The organism is Pseudomonas ulcerans (genome assembly GCF_036324125.1).
In the GTDB taxonomy this organism is placed as follows: Bacteria; Pseudomonadota; Gammaproteobacteria; order Pseudomonadales; family Pseudomonadaceae; genus Aquipseudomonas; species Aquipseudomonas ulcerans.
The window spans coordinates 1-18,826 of record NZ_JAZDQN010000074.1 but is presented as its reverse complement, the minus strand read 5'-3'; the positions used below and the strand labels follow the sequence as shown (position 1 = coordinate 18,826).

General features: G+C 63.5%; 9 protein-coding genes and 1 rRNA gene. 3 read left to right on the top strand and 7 right to left on the bottom strand.

The features are described from left to right. The first annotated feature begins 144 nt into the window (after positions 1–144). Positions 145–260 (top strand): 5S ribosomal RNA (rrf, locus tag V0R59_RS30790). A 63-nt stretch (positions 261–323) separates the two neighbouring features. Here rrf and V0R59_RS30785 read toward each other — a convergent pair. From V0R59_RS30785 to V0R59_RS30765, 5 genes are all read right to left on the bottom strand, one after another. Further along, the gene (locus V0R59_RS30785) at positions 324–791 is read right to left on the bottom strand and encodes an SRPBCC family protein (RefSeq protein ID WP_330078247.1); all 468 of its coding nucleotides are present in this window, start codon (positions 789–791) and stop codon (positions 324–326) included. Between the two features lie 24 nt (positions 792–815). Next, positions 816–4,220, bottom strand: coding sequence for an amino acid adenylation domain-containing protein (locus V0R59_RS30780; RefSeq protein ID WP_330078248.1), 3,405 nt, complete (start codon positions 4,218–4,220; stop codon positions 816–818). Then, complete coding sequence (locus tag V0R59_RS30775; protein WP_330078249.1) at positions 4,217–5,164, bottom strand: diiron oxygenase; 948 nt, start codon at positions 5,162–5,164, stop codon at positions 4,217–4,219. The genes V0R59_RS30780 and V0R59_RS30775 overlap by 4 nt, the downstream gene beginning before the upstream one ends. Continuing rightward, the gene (locus V0R59_RS30770) at positions 5,161–5,937 is read right to left on the bottom strand and encodes a DUF3050 domain-containing protein (RefSeq protein WP_330078250.1); all 777 of its coding nucleotides are present in this window, start codon (positions 5,935–5,937) and stop codon (positions 5,161–5,163) included. The genes V0R59_RS30775 and V0R59_RS30770 overlap by 4 nt, the downstream gene beginning before the upstream one ends. A 597-nt stretch (positions 5,938–6,534) precedes the next feature. Further along, the gene (locus tag V0R59_RS30765) at positions 6,535–7,224 is read right to left on the bottom strand and encodes a GntR family transcriptional regulator (protein WP_330078251.1); all 690 of its coding nucleotides are present in this window, start codon (positions 7,222–7,224) and stop codon (positions 6,535–6,537) included. A 330-nt stretch (positions 7,225–7,554) separates the two neighbouring features. On the opposite strand from V0R59_RS30765, the gene lapG reads away from it, so the two are divergent. Together lapG and lapD are read left to right on the top strand one after the other, a co-directional pair. Next, positions 7,555–8,217 carry a cysteine protease LapG gene (gene lapG / locus V0R59_RS30760; protein ID WP_330078252.1) on the top strand — a complete coding sequence of 221 codons (663 nt, stop codon included), beginning with the start codon at positions 7,555–7,557 and terminating at the stop codon, positions 8,215–8,217. 9 nt (positions 8,218–8,226) lie between these two features. Beyond that, positions 8,227–10,158: a cyclic di-GMP receptor LapD gene (lapD, locus tag V0R59_RS30755; protein WP_330078253.1), complete on the top strand. Its 1,932-nt coding sequence runs from the start codon at positions 8,227–8,229 to the stop codon at positions 10,156–10,158. A gap of 30 nt (positions 10,159–10,188) precedes the next feature. On the opposite strand, the gene V0R59_RS30750 is transcribed toward lapD, so the two are convergent. Together V0R59_RS30750 and V0R59_RS30745 are read right to left on the bottom strand one after the other, a co-directional pair. Next, positions 10,189–10,530 carry a tryptophan synthase subunit beta gene (locus V0R59_RS30750; RefSeq protein WP_330078254.1) on the bottom strand — a complete coding sequence of 114 codons (342 nt, stop codon included), beginning with the start codon at positions 10,528–10,530 and terminating at the stop codon, positions 10,189–10,191. A 241-nt stretch (positions 10,531–10,771) separates the two neighbouring features. Then, the gene (locus tag V0R59_RS30745; RefSeq protein WP_330105858.1) at positions 10,772–18,787 is read right to left on the bottom strand and encodes a beta strand repeat-containing protein; all 8,016 of its coding nucleotides are present in this window, start codon (positions 18,785–18,787) and stop codon (positions 10,772–10,774) included. Positions 18,788–18,826 lie beyond the last annotated feature (39 nt).

The following is an 18,826-nucleotide window of genomic DNA, read 5'->3' as shown; positions in this document are numbered from 1 at the left end:
CTTCTCCATGTGAGAGTAGGTCATCGTCAAGATTAAATTCCGAAACCCCTATCTGCGTACGCAGGTAGGGGTTTTGTCTTTAAGTAGAAGTACCAAGAATTTCGCTGAGCCTGTCGCCTGACGACAGACCGGCAGCCAGAATTTCTTGACGACCATAGAGCGTTGGAACCACCTGATCCCATCCCGAACTCAGCAGTGAAACGATGCATCGCCGATGGTAGTGTGGAGCTTCTCCATGTGAGAGTAGGTCATCGTCAAGATTCAAATCCAGAACCCCTGTCTGCCCTGCAGACAGGGGTTTTGTCTTTTCGGGCTCCTGGTTTTCAATTGAGCAGGTTGCGCACGTTGTTCATCGCGTCATCGGCGAACTTCTGCAAGAACGCCTGGAACCCCGGTAACGCCTCCGCACCGCCCTCGTGCGGCTCGCCCCGGATGGTCCAGATCGCCCGGCTGCGCTCCTCACCCAGATCCTTCACCTCCATGGCCGCCCACAGGTTGCCGATGTTCAGGCTTGTGTGAATCAGGCTCCAGGTCATGTTCATCGCCTTGTCGTCCCGCGAGTTCAGTTGCTCGATGACGAAATTGTTGTCCTTGAAGAACTTCTTGCGAATCGAGCGCACGCCGCTGCCGGTCATTTCGATATGGCTCAGCGCCGGAATGAACACCGCGAAGCCGGCGAAGTTGCCCACGATATTCCATACGCTCGCCGCATCCGCAGCGATATCGACCTGGGATACGACCAGGCATCCTTCAGGATTACGAACCAGGGTGTCGGGTTTCAGTGCTTGCATGATGTTGCTCCTCTGGGTGGTGAATCAGATGAACCGGATTTCCCGCAGATACCGGCAACCCCGCTCCAGCAGGGCCGTGCTTTTCTCTGGATAGCGAGCGCCCATGCGCTGCACGCCTTCACGAGCGTTGGCGTGGTCGATCAGCGAGGTGTCACCGATGTCTTCTTCGAAGCCGTCGAGATAGAAGCCGAGGACGTCGAATAGCGCGTTATCGCGATCGACACGCTGCAGCTCGCGCTGCCAGCTCGCCACGCTGACCAGATCGAATGCCTGGCCGTATTCGCGAAACACCGTGACATAGCGTTCCCACCGCAAGGGCTCGGGGTTGTGCAGGTTGAACACTGCCTGCGCGGCGCGATAACGGCTGGCATGAAAGCCGATGAAGCACGCCAGGAAGTCCACCGGCATCAGGTCGAACTCCAGCTCCAGTGCCGGTACCTGGCCCAGTTGCAGTGAGCCCTTGAGCATCAGCATCAGACGGTTCTTGTGGGGCTGAGAGACGCCGCTGAGGCTGTTGAAGGTGATATTCCCGGGACGGAACAGGTTGACCCACACCCCTTGCTCCCGTGCCCGCTCCAGGATGCGTTCGCCTACCCATTTGCTGAGGTTGTAGCCATTGCGGATATAAAGCGGTGGCGTCGCTGCTGCCGGCGCTTCCAGCACCCGGCCTTGTTCATCCCTGGTGCTGCAGGCGGAAAGGGTGGAGATGAAATTGAAGATCTTCTTGCTGCGCCCTTCGCACAGACGCAGGCATTCGAACAATGGCTCGACGTTATCTGCCGCCAGTGCCGGATAATCCAGCACATGATTGACCTGCGCGGCATTGTGGATAAGTGCGCCATAGCGCCGATCGAGGTCTTCGTAGTCGTGATCGCTGAGCCCGAATCGTGGTTTGCGCAGGTTCGCTTCAAACACCCGGATGCGGCGCCAGTCCAGGCCCTTTATACGGTTGTCAGCCAAGGCCTGGGCAAAGCGCGCGGCGGCGGAAATACCCTCGCCACGCCGCACCAGGCAAGCCACCTCGGTCGCACCCCAGCCCAGCAGCGCCTCGACGATATGCACGCCAAGAAAGCTGTTCGCACCGGTGACGATCACCTTGTGCACATCCCCCAGCCGTTCGAGCGGTAGCGTTTGTAGGTCGAGCGGGCGCTCGGCATCGGCTTGCGCCTGGGGATGCAACGCGCCATTTCCGGCCACCTCGCCACTGAGTAGCGCGGCCAGGCGCAACAATGTCGGCTCCTCGATAAAGCGATTGATCGGGATGCCCCGGCCAAAGGCCTCGCGAATCGCCAGCAGCAGGCGTGAGAGCAGGATCGAATGCCCGCCGAGGTTGAAGAAACTGTCGTCAGTGGAAATGTCTTCTGCGGGCAGCTCCAGCAATTCGCTCCACAGCCCCAGCAGCTGGCGTTCCAGCGCATTCGCCGGCACCAGCTTCTGTGTCGTGGTGGCAAGGCTCACCGGCATGTCCAGCAAAGCCCGACGATCGACCTTGCCGTTGGCCGTGTAGGGCATGCGCGGTAGCGCCTGATAGAGCAGGGGACGCATGTAGTCGGGAAGGTGCTGCTCTGCGTGATCCTTCAGACGCTCGATCGCATCGGCCCGGCGCGGCTGGGCGAGAAAGGCCAGCACCCGGCGTTGCGTGTCGATCACCACCGCCACCTGGGCAAACAACCGGCTGGCCCGCAGGCAATGCTCGATCTCTTCCGGCTCGACGCGGAACCCGCGGATCTTCACCTGATTGTCGCGCCGTCCGCAGATCTCGATACCGTCGCCGGTCCACTGCGCCAGATCGCCGGTACGGTAAAGGCGCAGGCGTTCTCCGTCCGGCAGGACGAGGGTGATGAAGCGTTCTGCGCTCAGCACCGCATTGTTCAGGTAGCCCAGACCCACGCCAGGCCCACCGATATATAGCTCGCCAGCGGTGTGTTCAGGCACCGGCTGCCGCGCCTCATCCAGCAGCAGCACTCGCGCGTCGTCGATTGGCACGCCAAGGTTGCGCACATTGTCGCCAGCGGCGAACACCCGGGTGGTAGCCAGAACCGTGGTTTCCGTCGGGCCATAGATATTGTGGAAGTGGCATTGCCCGGCAAACTGCTCGATCACCTGCGGCTCGCAGACATCACCGCCAGTGACCAGGTGCGTGAGACTGCTGTCCTCCAGCTTCAGCAGGCTGAGCAGGGCCGGGGGCAGGAACGCATGGCTGACCTCCTGGCGCCGGATCAGCCTCTCCAGCTGAGCAGGGTCCTGCCGCTGCGCCTCGCTGGGCACCACCAGTTCCGCCCCGCATATCCAGGTCGGGATGATGTCGAGCAACGAGGCGTCGAAGTTGATGGTGGAAAACTGCAACGCCCGGCTCTGCGTACCCAGCCCCACGTGCCCGGCGTACCAGGCCTGGAAGTGGCTGATATTGCGCTGGCTGAGCAACACCCCTTTCGGTTGGCCGGTGGTTCCAGAGGTATAGATCGCGACACAGGGCGCGTCTGCTGTCGGGCGGCGACGCATCAGCCCGCTCAGTGGCAAGGGCTCGGGTAGCTGGCTCAGGTCCAGCTCCGGCATCGACCGATCCGATTCCGGGAATTGTCCGTCATGAATCAGCACCGTGGCCTTGGCGTCCCTGACGATGAAACGCAGTCGCTCCGGCGGCGTTCCCGGGTCGAGTGGCAGATAGATCGCGCCACAGCCGAGTACGGCCAGGAGGCTGGCATACAACGCCAGCGACTTCGGCAGGCAGACTGCAACCACAGGCGCGTCACCGTCCAGGGCCGACAGCAACTGTGCCTGGATCGCCAGCGCCTGCGCGTGCAGTTGGGCATAGCTGATCCGTTGCCCATCGAAGTTCAGCGCCGGCAGTCGCGCATGCTGCACCAGGCTGCGCTCCAGCATTTCGATGACGGGCGTTCCGCTGGCCTGCAGCAGGTCGTGCTGCGCGCCCCGGTTGAACACATGCAGCCAGGCCAGGCGCTCCAGCCAGGGAAGAGGATGCTCATGCGCTTGGCGCATCGGCCCGATGGCTTCGGCTTCGTGGAAATGCTCGGGGTTGCGCGAAAAACGGCTGACATGCAACGCCACGCGCTCCTGCAAGGCATCCAGTGCCCTCAGACGCAGCGCCTGGCCGTTGCCTGACGCTTCCTTAGGCAGCGGCTGTCGGTCTATAAGCCGCTGGGCGCGCGCTGTCCCGCTCCAGTACAGCAGCTCCAGTTCAGGCAGCGCGCCCTCGACCAGCGCGCCGCTGCCGACCCGCAAGCTCAGAAGGCTGCACCCGGCGACGTCCGGAAGCTCGATGCTGCCGTCCTCGATGAGCAGATCGGGTCGGGCGAACGGGCTGCCCTCCGTCAGCCGATGCAACGAGTGCCCATGCTGTTCCAGCTCATCGAACAGCCGGAGCAGGGCCGGACTGGTGCCGGCCAGCAGGATATCCAGGCGTCTCATGATTCTCTCCTTGGTGGCGGCAGGTACTCGGCCAGCGCCTCTTGCACGCAAGGCGCGTCGAGCAGCGAGCTGTTTCTGAAAAAACGCAGGATGTTGCCCAGCAGCGGGTGCTGGTGGGTGATCGGCCATGCCGTACCGGCCACCTCTTCACGCAGCGCCAAGGCGACTTGCGCCGTAACGTCCAGCGCCTCAATCAGGCGGAAGTCGAAATCCTGCTGGATGTCGCTGGTCAGGTACTGGCGGATGAACACCGGGAGCACCCGGGCGATGGCCTGACGATCCGCTTCCGGTGCCTGGCTCCAATAGAGACGGGTCAGGCGTGCCCAGAAGGTGGAATGGCGGCCCTCGTCGAGCAGATGGTCGGCCATCAGCCCCTTGATCGACGCCTTGACGCTGTCATCCCGGGCGAAGGCGGCGACGTCGTTGGTCAGGGTGTTCTCGGCGATGCCTACGCAGATCAGTTCCAGCGCATCGCGCAGGTGTTCCGGTGCCATCGCCAAGGCCGCTGGAATGGCCCGGCTCAACTCGATTTCCGCCGGCAGCACGATCGGCTCGATCCCGGTCAGCGCGATGGTCTGTTGCATGAAGTCCATGGCCACCAGCGCGTGATAATCCTCGTCCACCACCACGGTCATGGCGTCGTAGCGGCAGGCGAAGGGAAAGCGCACGGCGAAGCGGTCCTTGGCGATGGCGCGGGCGGTGCGGTCGACGATCTCGGTCTCGAAGATGACCACGTCGTTGATGAACTTGTAGAGGCTCTGCACCAGGACGAAATCGCGCAGTTGCGGACATTCACGCTGGAAGGTGGCGGTGAGCACCAGTGACTGGCGGCTCAGCGGGAAGATCAGCCGGTGATCGTCCTCTACCAGGCGTCGCGGTCGGGTGCGGATGGTCGCGCGGTTTTCCCAGGTATCGGCGAAGGATTGATAGTCGAGATCGTTCATACGCTCGCCTCGGCAACTTCCTGGCGCATCGACAGGCGCAGCCGGTCCCAGAAGGCCAGGCGACTTTCCACCGCGGCAATGGCCGCCTCGTACACCTCGCGCTTGCGCTGCGCATCGTCGTTGACCAGGCGTGCCAGCAATTGCCCGGCCGCCGGACCGTGGTCCTCGGAATCCACTTCGATATGGCGCTGCAGGTAGTAGCGGAAGGTCGGCGCCTGGTTGCCGGTGATGCCCCAGTCGTCGAGGATGCGCTGGAACATGGTCGGGATGACGCTCTCGCGGCCATGCAGGAAGGCTGCGGCAACCGCATGGGCGGGCGCGTCGAGGGCGATCTCCAGGGTCTGCTCGACGAAGTGCCGCGCCGCCTCGCTGGCTCCGGCGCCCTGCAGCGCGGCACGATGGTGTACGCCATCGCGCTGCAAGGCGATGAAGCGCTCGATACTGTCGGTGCGCGCGCCGACTTCGCGCATGGCATCCAGGTACAACTCGAAATGACTGTAGTGGCCGTGTTCGACACGCTCGTCCGACTCCTCGCCCAGCACGATCTCGTTGATCAAGCGGGCGGCCTTCGGATCCCGCGGCGGTAACCAGGGCAACTGGATGCACGTGAGTTCCTGCTGCAGGCGCTTGGTCAATGACATGAAGTCCCACACGGCATACACATGGGTTTCCATGAAGCGGCGCAATACCGGCAATGAATCGATTTCAGCGAAGATGGGATGGTTCGCCAGTTCGGTTTTCTTTTCATGCAACAGTTTTTCGAGACTGTTCATTGCAAGTTCCTTTAATGATCTGACGTCAGCGAAAGTTTGGCGATAATCATGGATTTCAGGCGAATGCAGGCCGCCGGAAATTAACCAGGAAAATTCAACTGGATAGCTACTGTTGCCGGCACAGCGAGCGCAGTGCTCGCTGCTGGCATGAAGAAGCTAAGGCAACTTGAAAGTGTCTCGCAAGTTATTTGTTGGATATATTTAAGTTGGCAGTTTCGACAAGTTGTACGCGTGCGATAAAACAATTGAAATTTGTTTTATTTATATGAAAGTGCCCGCTCCGGCCAGTTATAGCCAAAGTCATTCAATAGTGAGTGAATGCCTCACTCCGGGCACTGTTGCAGCGCTGGAATTCGGTTGGATGGACTCTTGGGGCGGTTGATCGCAATCGGCCCTCGCCCGGGGCGCGCTCCTTCTGCTGGTGAAAATCAGGCAGGCGACCTGGCCGTACCGCAGCCGATCAGGGGTCGCTTGCTCAGTAAGAGTGTGCAGAAAACGCCATGACTGTCATGGATCGACGAAGGCGATGTGGGATGTGGGAGGGCAAAGCGAGGGCGGGGCCAGCCGTCGCGGCAGGCCCGACATCAGCTGGCGGGCTTACGGGTTCTTTTTCGCCAGGTAGTTGCGGATGGTCGTCATCGCGTTGTTGAGATGGCGGTGCAGCACGACCACGGCTTGCTCGACGTCCTTGTCGCTGGCGGCGTCGGTCAGGCTGTTGTGATCGTCCTGGGTCAGTTTGCCCAGCCCCATGGACGACAGGTGGAAGCGCAGGAAACGCTCTTCCTGCAACAACTCGTTATCAATCAGGCGCAGCAGCTTCTGGTTGTTCGCCTTGCTGTAGAGGGTCATGTGGAACAACCGGTTCAGACGACCGATCTCGGCATGGCGGGTTTCGTTTTCCAGTTGCTGGATGTAGCCACGGGCCTGGGCGATGTCGTCGGCGGTCAGCAACGGGATCGACTGACGCAAGGCTTCGGTTTCCAGCATGACCCGCAGTTCGTAGGTGTCGACGGCGTCCTCGCCGATCAGCGGGGCGACCACCGCGCCCTTGTGCGGTACCACCTGCAGCAGGGACTGCGCCTCCAGCTGGCGTAGCGCCTCACGCACCGGCATGCGGCTGACCCCGAACAAGGTCGCCAACTCTTGCTGGCGCACCGCCATTCCCGGTGGCAGCCGGCCGTCGAGAATGGCGCTGCGCAAACGTTCTTCGATCACGCTTCGCGCCAGGTGCGCGGGCACCTGCTCGTCACCCAGGATACTGCTGAGGATTTTGGTTTTTCCGGCCACGCTGTTGTTGTCCTGCATGCGGCGCTTGATTGGATCCAATCAAGCTAGTGAGGGAGTCGATCCTTGTCAAACCGGCGGGCGCGGACTGGCGAAACCCTTTCGCCCCGCAGCCTGCCGCCGAATCGCGGTGCTAATCGTGAAGGAACTTTGACGGGAAATAAAGTGTGGCCCAGCGCCGCGCGTCAACCGATTGTCGGAGCTATTGGCGCGATGATATTGCAGTGATTGTCCTGTGCCATTGTCTTTTCCCCGGTCTGGCGGCACCATCGGCGTTTCCAGGGATTTCGCGGACAGTTTGCCTTGGCGATACGTTGGACCTTTTCTCTGACCATGCGCCGGACAGGGCTGGCCCTGCTGCTCGGCCTGGTCTTGCTGGGCGGGCTGCGCGCGGACTGGGACTTCTCCCAGATCAGCCGCAAGGCCGCGGCCCTCTATGGTCCGCTGGGCGCCGGCCAGCAGCGCATCGACGCCTGGCAGCAACTGCTGGCGACGCAGAAGCAGCTCAGCGAAGCGGAGCGCCTGCAGGTGGTCAACCAGTTCTTCAACCGCCAGCTGCGTTACGAAGAGGACATCGACCTGTGGCATGAAGTCGATTACTGGGCCACGCCGATCCAGTCGCTGATCAAGGGCGCGGGAGACTGCGAGGACTACGCCATCGCCAAGTACTTCAGCCTGCGCCGCCTCGGCATTCCCGCGGAGAAACTGCGCATCACCTACGTCAAGGCCCTGCGCCAGAACCGCGCGCATATGGTCCTGACCTACTATTCCAGCCCAGACGCCATGCCCCTGGTACTCGACAGCCTGATCGACGCGATCAAGCCGGCCAGCCAGCGGACCGACCTGTTGCCGGTCTACGCCTTCAACGGCGAGGGCCTGTGGCTGACCGGCGCGGCGGGCAACAAGAAAGTCGGCGATACCAAGCGCCTGTCGCGCTGGCAGGATCTGTTGAAAAAAATGCAGGCGGAGGGATTCCCTGCCGAGCCGGTCTACTGAGGAGCTCCGATGTCACTGTTCAAACAATTGTTGCTCGCCATCTGCCTGTTCCTGGTGGTCGCTTTCAGTGGCAGCTTCATGGTCAGCCTGGAAAGCTCGCGCAGCCAGTACGTCAACCAGCTGCGTTCCCACGCCCAGGACGCCGCCACGGCACTGGCGCTGTCGCTGACCCCGAACCTGGACGACCCGGCGATGGTCGAGCTGCTGGTCAGCTCGATCTTCGACAGCGGCTACTACGCCAGCATCCGCGTGGTCGACCTGGGGTCCAATGCGCTGCTGGTGGAGCGTCACGCCGATCCCGACCCGGGCGGTGTGCCGCAATGGTTCATCCAACTGATCGGCCTGGAGCCGGCGGGTGGCGATGCCATCGTCATGCGCGGCTGGCAGCAGGCGGCTCGGGTCGAGGTGGTCAGCCACCCGATGTTCGCCCTGGCCAAGCTGTGGCAGAGCGCCCTCGGCAGCCTCGGCTGGCTGCTGCTGTGCGGCGCCCTGAGCGCGGTGGCCGGCGCCCTGTTGCTGCGTCGACAACTGCGGCCGCTGGACTACATGGTCGAGCAGTCCCACGCCATTGCCCGCCGCGAATTCCTCAGCCTGCCGGACCTGCCGCGCACCCCTGAGCTGCGCCGCGTGGTCCAGGCCATGAACCAGATGGTCGAGAAGCTCAAGGCGCTGTACAAGGAGCAGGCCGAGCGCAGCGAGAAGCTGCGGGTCGAGTCCTATCAGGACAGCCTCACCGGCCTGGCCAACCGGCGCTATTTCGAGATGCAGCTGAACGCCCGGGTGAGCAACCTGGACGAGGCGCGCGAAGGCTATCTGCTGTTGCTCCGGGTCCAGGACCTCGCCGGTCTCAACTCGCGCCTTGGCGGCCAGCGCACCGACCAGCTGCTGCAGGCGGTCGGTCAGCAACTTCAGCGTATCTGCGCCGGTTTCCCGGAAACCAACAACCTGATCACCCGTAGCCGCGGCGGCGAATTCGCCGTGCTGGCGCCGGGCCTGGTGCATGACGACGCCATTCGCCTGGCCGAGGCCCTGGAAGCCGGTCTGCGCGGTATTTCCGATGTCACCCCCTCGGTGTGCATCGGTCTAGCGCCATTCAGCCCTGGAGACGAGCCCAAGGCCCTGCTGCAACTGGCCGACGAGGCCCTGGCCCGTGCCCAGAGCCAGCCGGAGCCGTCCTGGGTGTGCCTGGAGCAGGGCTCCGCTTCGCATGCCAGCGACAACCTGCGCCAGTGGCACACGCTGCTGGACGAGTCCCTGACCCAAGGCCGCTTCCAGCTGTTCTTCCAGCCGGTGGTGGACAGCAACCGGCTGGAGCATGTGCTGCACTACAAGGTGTTGTCGCGCCTGGTCGACGACAAGGGCGAGACCATCGCCGCCGGCCGCTTCCTGCCAGCGCTGGAGCGCTTCGGCTGGGCGACCCGGCTCGACCTGGTAATGCTCGACAAGGTGCTCAAGCAGATGCACGGCCACGACCAGTCGTTGGCCCTGAACCTGTCGGCCACCACGGTCAACGATCCCGCCAGCCTGCAGAAGGTCTTCGACCTGCTGGCCCAGCACGCCGCGCTTGGCCCGCGCCTGACCCTGGAAATCGCCGAGGAGCAACTGCCGGAGCAGGCCGTGCTGGAGCAACTGACCCGGCGCCTGCGGGCGTTGGGTTTCAGCCTGAGCCTGCAGCATTTCGGTGGCCGCTTCAGCATGATCGGCAACCTCGCGCACCTTGGCCTGGCCTACCTGAAGATCGACGGCAGCTATATCCGCGCCATCGACCAGGAACAGCACAAGCGCCTGTTCATCGAGGCGGTACAGCGCGCGGCGCACAGCATCGACCTGCCGTTGATCGCCGAGCGCGTGGAAACCGAAGGGGAGTTGCAGGTACTGCGGGAAATGGACATCCAGGGCGTGCAGGGCCGGCTGGTGGGCGAGCCGGCACCCTGGGGCTGAACCCGGCCCCGTTGGCGGGGCCGACGGGGTTCAGATCAGGCCGTCGACCTCGTCGTCGTTGATGAGGTTGTTCAGGCCACCGAGTGCAGCACGCGCGGTGTTGCGGTTGAGCAGCTTGGCCTGGGCACCGGGCGGCAGGTCGGTGATGCTGATCACGCCCTTGGTGGTCAGCACGTCGATCAAGTCCTCCAGTACCCGGATCATGTCCAGGTCGCTCTGCTTGAGCTGCTTGAGGCTGTTCTCCACGACATCGTCGGCGAACCACTCCAGCACCTCGGTGTGATCGGCCGGGAGAATTTCCGTCGCCTCGGCAAAGGCGGCCGGCTCGACCCTCAGCAGTTGACCCTCCGCATCGCGTTGCACGTAGAACATGGGGTTTCCTCGTGAATGTGAATCCATGGACGCCTTCAGAGAATAGGCCCTCTATCGGAAATGGCTACGCCGTTGCTGCAGGGTTGCGAACGGCCTCGCTGAATTCGCTGGTCTTCGATGCTGGCAATGACAGCTTCGGCTTGGCCAGGCAGCGGCGGGGCACGAGTATGCCCCGCCGCTGACCGACAGGCAAAGACCGCAACCGGCGCCAACGCCCGAAGGCGCTGGCGCTGTTCTCGCATCAGCTGTTGTTGTGGTCGATCTTGATGGTCGGGTCGGCACCGCTGATCAACGAGTTGATCGTGGTGTTGGACCAGTTCACCCCTTCCAGCTTGATCGTCACGTCGGCGTTGGCAATGCCGCCGCTGGCGTTGAGCTTGCCTTCGCTGCTGACCTGCAGGGTCGACTCGCCGTTCACCGTGGTGATCTTCAGGTAGTTGTCGATGGTGCTGGCCTTCTCGCCCTGGAGCAGGTCGCTCAGGTCGAGACGGTCACCGTCGGCCGCCTTGAAGTCCTTGATGACGTCGTTGCCGGTATCGCCCGCTTTCCAGATGAAGGTGTCGGCGCCATTGCCACCGGTCATGGTGTCGTTGCCCTTGCCGCCGAACAGCAGGTCGTTGCCATCGCCGCCGAGCAGGGTGTCGTTGCCGCTGCCACCCAGCAGGATGTCGTTGCCCGCACCGCCATCGAGGATGTCGTTGCCGCCCTGGCCGAAGAGGATGTCGTTGCCATTGCCACCATTGAGCACATCGTTGCCGTCGCTGGTACGCGAGATGTCGAACTCGCTGACGTGCTCGGTGACGTACTGGTGCAGTACCCGGGCATCCACGGCGCTGACGTCCAGTCCGGTCTTGCCTGCCACATAGGCCTGCAACGCCTCGGCACCGTTGCCCGAGATGTTGTCGAACAGGATCAGGTCGCCGAACACGATGTCGTTGCCGTCGCCGGCGTTGACCGTGTCGTTGCCCGGCAGGGTCGCCTCGGTGTGGCCGAGGATGGCGTTGGCCAGGTTGCTCGGGTCGATGTTGGTCTGTGGCACGCCGTCGGAGTCATACGGCTTGAGGTCGCTGGTGTTGACCCCGCTGTTCAGGCCGATGGCCTCGACGGTGGACAGCGCCTTGAGGGTGGCGAAGCTGGCCAGCGAGTTGCTGCTGGTGTCGGAGTCGGTGTAGCTGCCCTGGCCGGCCAGGCTCGACAGCTCGTAGGTGCCGTCGCCCTGGGCGTGCAGGGTGCCGCTCAGCGACGAGTAGTAGCTGCCGTTCTTGTACAGGTTCAGGTTGCCGCTGCTGTCGATGGTCAGCTTGTTGCTGCTGTCGATGTTGACGTTGACCACCTGGCCGAGCTTGTAGCCGATCGACGTCAGGTAGCCGTCCATGGTGACCTCGGCCTTCGACCCGCTGGCTTTCACCAGCGTCGGGTTGGTGCGTTCGCCGCTCTGGTAGTAGGTCGGCTGGCCGTCGGTGATGAAGAACGTCTGGTTGCTGGCGCTGACGCCGGCGTCCTTGAGGTTCTGGAACCAGTTGGCGGTGGTCTTGAACGCGTCCTCGTAGTTGGTACCGCCACCGGCGGACATCGAGGTCAGGGCGTTCTTCAGGGTCTGCAGGGCACCGCTGTCGCCCAGGTTGACCGACACGGTGGTCTTCACCTGGGTGGCGAAGTCCACCAGCAGGATGTTCACCGTACCGGAGCTTGCGCCCTGGACGCTGTTGGACAGCGTGGTGAATACCGATTGCAGGGCCTTCTGCGCCGCGTCCACGCCGTCGGATTTCATACTGCCCGAGGTGTCGACGATGAACGCCAGGTTGTAGTTCTGCCCCGGTACCACGTGCAGGCCGTTGATGTCGGCGACGATCACGTCGTTGCCGTCGGTGCCGGTCCAGGTGTCGCTTTCGGCCGTGGCGTTGACCACCGCGTAGGTGTCCGCGTAGACCGTCACCTTGATGGTGCCGGTGGTGCTCGCGGCGCTGCTGTTGATGGTCTCGGTGGAGGTCGAGGTCACCGACACATCGAAGCTGCCGTTGTAGTACGCCGGTGGCTTGATGGTCAGGTTACTCAGGTTCCAGCCGGTCACGTCCACCGCCGTGGCGCCCACGGTGATGCTGTGGCCAGCGTTGTCGGCCACCACCGAGCCGGTCGGGATGCCGCCGAGCTTGACGCTCAGGGTTTCCGAACCGTCGGTATCGGTCAGCGCCGAGCTGATGCCGACCAGCTTGACGGTGCCGCCCTCGCCGCTTTCGTTGAGCTTGTAGGCGTCGTAGTAGCCCTTGCCGCTGGTGCCGTGGAAGTCGGTGATGGTCACGCCGGCCGCGGCCAGGGCGGCGGCGGTCGGGTACAGCGCGGTGCCGGTCTGGCTCAGGTCGATCGCCGTGGCGCCGTTGATCGACACGTTGACGTCATAGCTGCCCGGACCCGCCTGGTTGTAGTGGTAGATCTCGACGGTGTAGTAGCCGCTCTTGGTCGGCGTGAAGGAGCCATTGAGCTGGCCGCCGGCACCCCAGGTGGTACTGGCCACGTCCTTGCCGCCCACGACCACCGCCAGGCTGTCGTCGCCGACGCCGGTGAACTTGTAGGTCTTGCCGGCTTCCATGTACATCAGGCCGGAAGTCTTCGACGCGGTACCGACGGCAACGTCGGAGGACGACTGCACGTTGGTGACGATGGCCGTGGAGTTGGCCTTGCCGGCCGCGGCATCGATCACCGACTTCAGGGTCGCGGCATTGGCGCCGTTACCGTCGGTACCCAGGCCCGACAGGCCGGTCCAGATTTCCTTGGTCAGGCCGATCGAGGCCACGGCATTGCTGCCGATGGACAGGGTCGGCGCGTCGGCCACCGGGGTGATGTCGATCTTCAGCGTGGCTTCGTTGCCCAGCGCCTGGCCGTCGTACGGCTTGTACTTGACCTGGGCGTAGTCGGCCTGCTGGTTGCCCACGCCGGTGCCGCCGTTGGCGGTGATGCCCGACTGGTTGGCCACCGGCACGAACTTGACGTTGCCCGCGTCGATGTCCGCCTTGCTGAAGACCTTGCCGGAATCGGCCGCAGTCAGGGTCTTCCAGGTGGTGCCGTCCTTGTACTGCAGCGTGCCGTTGGCCGGCAGCTGGGTGAAGGTAACGCCCAGCGCGCTGGCGGCGTTGTCCAGGTCGCTGATGCCGAGGCTGGTCCAGGTCAGGGCCAGGGCTGTGTCCTCGGTGCCGGTGATCTCGCCACCGGTGGCGGTCGGCGCATCGTTCACCGGCACCACGTTGACCGTGGTGGTGGCGACGTTCGAGGTGTTGACCCCGTCGGTTACCGTCACGGTGATGATCCGCGGCGTGCTGCTCGGGTCATCGCTGGTGTTGATGAAGGTGATGTTCTTCAGCCGCGCGATGTAGTCGGCGATGGTCGCGCTGCCGGACAGGGTGATGGTCACCTTGTCGTTAGTGTTGACCACGTTGGCAGTAATACCACCCACGCTGTTGCCCAGGTTCAGCGCATCGCCCGCCATGCGGTTGGTCAGGGTGATGGTGGCACCGGTCATGTTGGTGCTGTCGATGTCGGTGATGCTCAGGTCGGTATCGCCGATGGACACGCCGGAGCCCGGCTGGCCTTCGGTGAAGGTCACCTGGTAATCCGCGCCGGTCTTGCCGCTGGAGTCGTTGCCGTCGAGATCGAGGATCGGTGCCGGCTCGAAGATCTGCGTGGTCACGCTGCCCGCGGTACCGCTCACCACCAGGCTCTCGAAGTTGCCGCCGCTGGCCGAGTCGACCTTGACGGTGAACTGCTCGGTGCCCTCGGTGACAGCGTCCTTGATGGTCGGGATGGTGAAGTCGACCTTGCTGGCGCCGGCCGGGATGGTCACGGTGGTGACCCCGGTGTAGTCGCTGCCGTTGGTGGCGGTGCCGGTGTAGCTCAGCTTCACGGTGACGGCCGACTGCGACGGGTTGCTCAGGTTGATCGTGTAGGTCGCGATGCCGCCTTCGGCCACCGAGGTGGTGCCGGTGATGCTGACGGTGGTCGGGGTGTTGGTGTCGGTGACCTGGGTGACCGCCGACGTGTTGCTGTAGGTCAGGTTCTCGAAGCCGCCGCCGGTGGCGCCGGTGATCTTGGCGCTGACGTTGGTGGCATCGATGTACGGGGTATCCGCCGGCGCCGCCACGGTGATGCTGTTGGACAGCTGGTCCTTGGCGATGACGATGGTCGAGCCGTTGGACAGGGTCACGGTGACCGCCGAGCCTGCCGGGTTGGTCAGGGTCGCGGTGTAGGTGATCTGGCCGCCTTCGGCGACGCTGCTGGTGGCGCTCAGGCTGACGTTGGTGGTGTCGATCGGACCGTCGCTGACCGTGGTGCTGGTGGTACCGGTGGCGTCGAGTTTCTCGTAGTTGCCGCCGCTCACCCCGGTGATGCTGTTGGTCAGCGTCGGGTTGGCGGTGTAGACGTTGTTCGGCGCGGTGAAGTTGACCGTGCCGACGGTCTGGCCGACCGCGATGGTGATGCTCTGGCCGTTGGCCAGGCTGAGTACCAGCGGTGCGACGGTGACCGGCGCGCTGACGGTGGCGGTGTAGACCACGGTGCCGCCCTCGACCACGCTTGGCGTGGCGGTGAGGGTCACGGTGGAGGTGTCGATGGTATCGGTCACTGCCGTGACGGCCGGGGTCGCGCTGACGTTCAGTTTCTCGAAATCACCGCCGGTGGTGCCGGTGATGCTGGCGCTGACGTTGGTGTTGTCGACGTACACGGTGTTGCGTGGCGCATCGACGGTGACGGTGCCTTCGCTCAGGCCCTTGGCGATGGTGATGGTGGAGCCGTTGCTCAGGCTCACGGTCATCGCGCTGCCAGCCGGGTTGCTCAGCTTGGCGGTGTAGGTGATCTGGCCGCCTTCGTTGACGCTGTTGGTCGCGGTCAGGGTGACGTTGGTGGTGTCCAGGTTGGCCGGGTTGTCGGTCACCGCGGTCACCGGCGTACCGACGGTGACCAGCTTCTCGTAGTTGCCGCCGCTGACGCTGCTGATGCTGGTGCTCAGCGAAGAGTTGGTGGCGTACACGTTGTTCGGCGCGACCAGGGTCACCGTGCCCACGGTGGCACCGATGGCGATGGTGATCATCAGGTTGTTGGCCAGGTTGATCACCAGCGGTGCGACGGTGACCGGCGCGCTGACGGTGGCGGTGTAGGTGACCACGCCGCCTTCGGTCACCGTCGGCGTTGCGGTCAGGGTCACGGTCGAGGTGTCGATCGTGTCGGTGACCGCGGTGACGGCTGGAGTGGTGCTGATGTTCAGTTTTTCGAAATCACCACCGGTGGTACCGGTGATGGTTGCGCTGACGTTGGTGTTGTCGACGTACACAGTATTACGTGGCGCGTCGACCGTGACGGTGCCTTCGCTCAGGCCTTTGGCGATGGTGATCGTCGAGCCGTTGCTCAGGCTCACGGTCATCGCGCTGCCGGCCGGGTTGCTCAGCTTGGCGGTATAGGTGATCTGGCCGCCTTCCTGGACGCTGTTGGTCGCGGTCAGGGTGACGTTGGTGGTGTCCAGATTGTTCGGGTTATCGGTGATCGAAGTCGACGGAGTCCCCGCGGTTTCCAGTTTCTCGTAGTTGCCGCCGCTGGTGCCGGTGATGCTGTTGGTGACCGGGGCGTTGGTGGCGTAGACGTTGTTTGGTGCGGTGTAGTTGACCGAGCCGCTGGTGGCGTTGACCGCGATGGTGATGGACTGGCCGTTGGCCAGACTCACGACCAGCGGCGAGCCGGTGACCGGGGCGCTGACGGTAGCGGTGTAGGTGATTACGCCGCCTTCGACAACGCTCGGCGTTGCGGTGAGCGTGACCGTGCTGGTGTCGATGGTATCGGTGACCGACGTAACCGCCGGGGTCGGGCTGACGCTTACCCGCTCGAAGTCACCACCAGTAGTGCCAGTGATCGATGCGCTGACGTTGGTGTTGTCGACGTACACAGTGTTGCGTGGCGCATCGACGGTGACAGTGCCTTCGCTCAGGCCCTTGGCGATGGTAATGGTCGAGCCGTTGCTCAGGCTCACGGTCATCGCGCTGCCGGCCGGGTTGCTCAGCTTGGCGGTATAGGTGATCTGGCCGCCTTCCTGGACGCTGTTGGTCGCGGTCAGGGTGACGTTGGTGGTGTCCAGATTGTTCGGGTTATCGGTGATCGAAGTCGACGGAGTCCCCGCGGTTTCCAGTTTCTCGTAGTTGCCGCCGCTGGTGCCGGTGATGCTGTTGGTCACTGGCGCGTTGGTGGCATAGACGTTGTTCGGCGCGGTGTAGTTGACCGAGCCGCTGGTGGCGTTGACCGCGATGGTGATGGACTGGCCGTTGGCCAGACTCACGACCAGTGGCGAGCCAGTGACCGGTGCGCTGACGGTGGCGGTGTAAGTGATGACGCCGCCTTCTACTACGCTTGGGGTCGCGGTCAGGGTGACCGTGCTGGTATCGATGGTATCGGTCACCGACGTAACCGCCGGGGTCGGGCTGACGCTCACCCGCTCGAAGTCACCGCCGGTAGTACCAGTGATGCTGGCGCTGACGTTGGTGTTGTCCACGTACACGGTGTTGCGTGGCGCATCGACAGTGACGGTGCCTTCGCTCAGGCCCTTGGCGATGGTAATGGTCGAGCCGTTGCTCAGGCTCACGGTCATCGCGCTGCCGGCCGGGTTGCTCAGCTTGGCGGTATAGGTGATCTGGCCGCCTTCCTGGACGCTGTTGGTCGCGGTCAGGGTGACGTTGGTGGTGTCCAGATTGTTCGGGTTATCGGTGATCGAAGTCGACGGAGTCCCCGCGGTTTCCAGTTTCTCGTAGTTGCCGCCGCTGGTGCCGGTGATGCTGTTGGTCACTGGCGCGTTGGTGGCATAGACGTTGTTCGGCGCGGTGTAGTTGACCGAGCCGGTAGTGGCGTTGACCGCGATAGTGATGGACTGGCCGTTGGCCAGGCTCACGACCAGCGGAGAGCCGGTGACTGGGGCGCTGACGGTGGCGGTGTAGGTGATGACGCCGCCTTCTACAACGCTTGGGGTCGCGGTCAGGGTCACGGTCGACGTATCGATCGTGTCGGTTACCGAAGTCACGGCTGGGGTCGGGCTGACGCTCACCCGCTCGAAGTCACCGCCGGTAGTACCAGTGATGCTGGCGCTGACGTTGGTGTTGTCGACGTAGACGGTGTTGCGCGGCGCATCGACGGTAACGGTGCCTTCGCTCAGACCTTTGGCGATGGTGATCGTCGAGCCGTTGGACAGGCTCACGGTCATCGCGCTGCCGGCCGGGTTGGACAGCTTGGCGGTGTAGGTGATCTGACCACCTTCCTGGACGCTGTTGGTCGCGGTCAGGGTGACGTTGGTGGTGTCGAGGTTGTTCGGGTTGTCGGTGATCGACGTGCTTGGCGTGCCCGCCGTGTCCAGTTTCTCGTAGTTGCCACCGCTGGTGCCGGTGATGCTGTTGGTGACCGGAGCGTTGGTGGCGTAGACGTTGTTCGGCGCGGTGTAGTTGACCGAACCGCTGGTGGCGTTGACCGCGATGGTGATGCTCTGGCCGTTGGCCAGGCTCACGACCAGTGGCGAACCGGTGACCGGTGCGCTGACGGTAGCGGTGTAGGTGATGACACCACCTTCTACCACGCTTGGAGTCGCGGTCAGGGTCACGGTCGACGTATCGATCGTGTCGGTTACCGACGTAACAGCTGGGGTCGGGCTGACGCTCACCCGTTCGAAGTCACCGCCGGTGGTGCCGGTAATGCTGGCGCTGACGTTGGTGTTGTCGACGTACACAGTGTTGCGTGGCGCATCGACCGTGACGGTGCCTTCGCTCAGGCCCTTGGCGATAGTGATGGTAGAGCCGTTGCTCAGGCTCACGGTCATTGCGCTGCCGGCTGGGTTGCTCAGCTTGGCGGTGTAGGTGATCTGACCACCTTCCTGGACGCTGTTGGTTGCGGTCAGGGTGACGTTGGTGGTGTCGAGGTTGTTCGGGTTGTCGGTGATCGACGTGCTTGGCGTGCCCGCCGTGTCCAGTTTCTCGTAGTTGCCACCGCTGGTGCCGGTGATGCTGTTGGTGACCGGAGCGTTGGTGGCGTAGACGTTGTTCGGTGCGGTGTAGTTGACCGAACCAGTGGTGGCGTTGACCGCGATGGTGATGCTCTGGCCGTTGGCCAGGCTCACGACCAGCGGCGAGCCGGTGACCGGGGCGCTGACAGTGGCGGTGTAAGTGATGACGCCGCCTTCGGTCACGCTCGGTGTTGCAGTGAGCGTGACGGTGCTGGTGTCGATGCTGTCGGTGATCGCAGTCACAGCGGCGGTCGGGCTGACTTCGAGGTGCTCGAAGTCACC

Excerpts from the sequence above, each read along its gene's own strand:
- V0R59_RS30785 (WP_330078247.1), bottom strand. The coding sequence starts at position 791 with ATGCAAGCACTGAAACCCGACACCCTGGTTCGTAATCCTGAAGGATGC.
- V0R59_RS30780 (WP_330078248.1), bottom strand. The coding sequence starts at position 4,220 with ATGAGACGCCTGGATATCCTGCTGGCCGGCACCAGTCCGGCCCTGCTC.
- V0R59_RS30775 (WP_330078249.1), bottom strand. The coding sequence starts at position 5,164 with ATGAACGATCTCGACTATCAATCCTTCGCCGATACCTGGGAAAACCGC.
- V0R59_RS30770 (WP_330078250.1), bottom strand. The coding sequence starts at position 5,937 with ATGAACAGTCTCGAAAAACTGTTGCATGAAAAGAAAACCGAACTGGCG.
- lapG (WP_330078252.1), top strand. The coding sequence starts at position 7,555 with ATGCGCCGGACAGGGCTGGCCCTGCTGCTCGGCCTGGTCTTGCTGGGC.
- lapD (WP_330078253.1), top strand. The coding sequence starts at position 8,227 with ATGTCACTGTTCAAACAATTGTTGCTCGCCATCTGCCTGTTCCTGGTG.
- V0R59_RS30750 (WP_330078254.1), bottom strand. The coding sequence starts at position 10,530 with ATGTTCTACGTGCAACGCGATGCGGAGGGTCAACTGCTGAGGGTCGAG.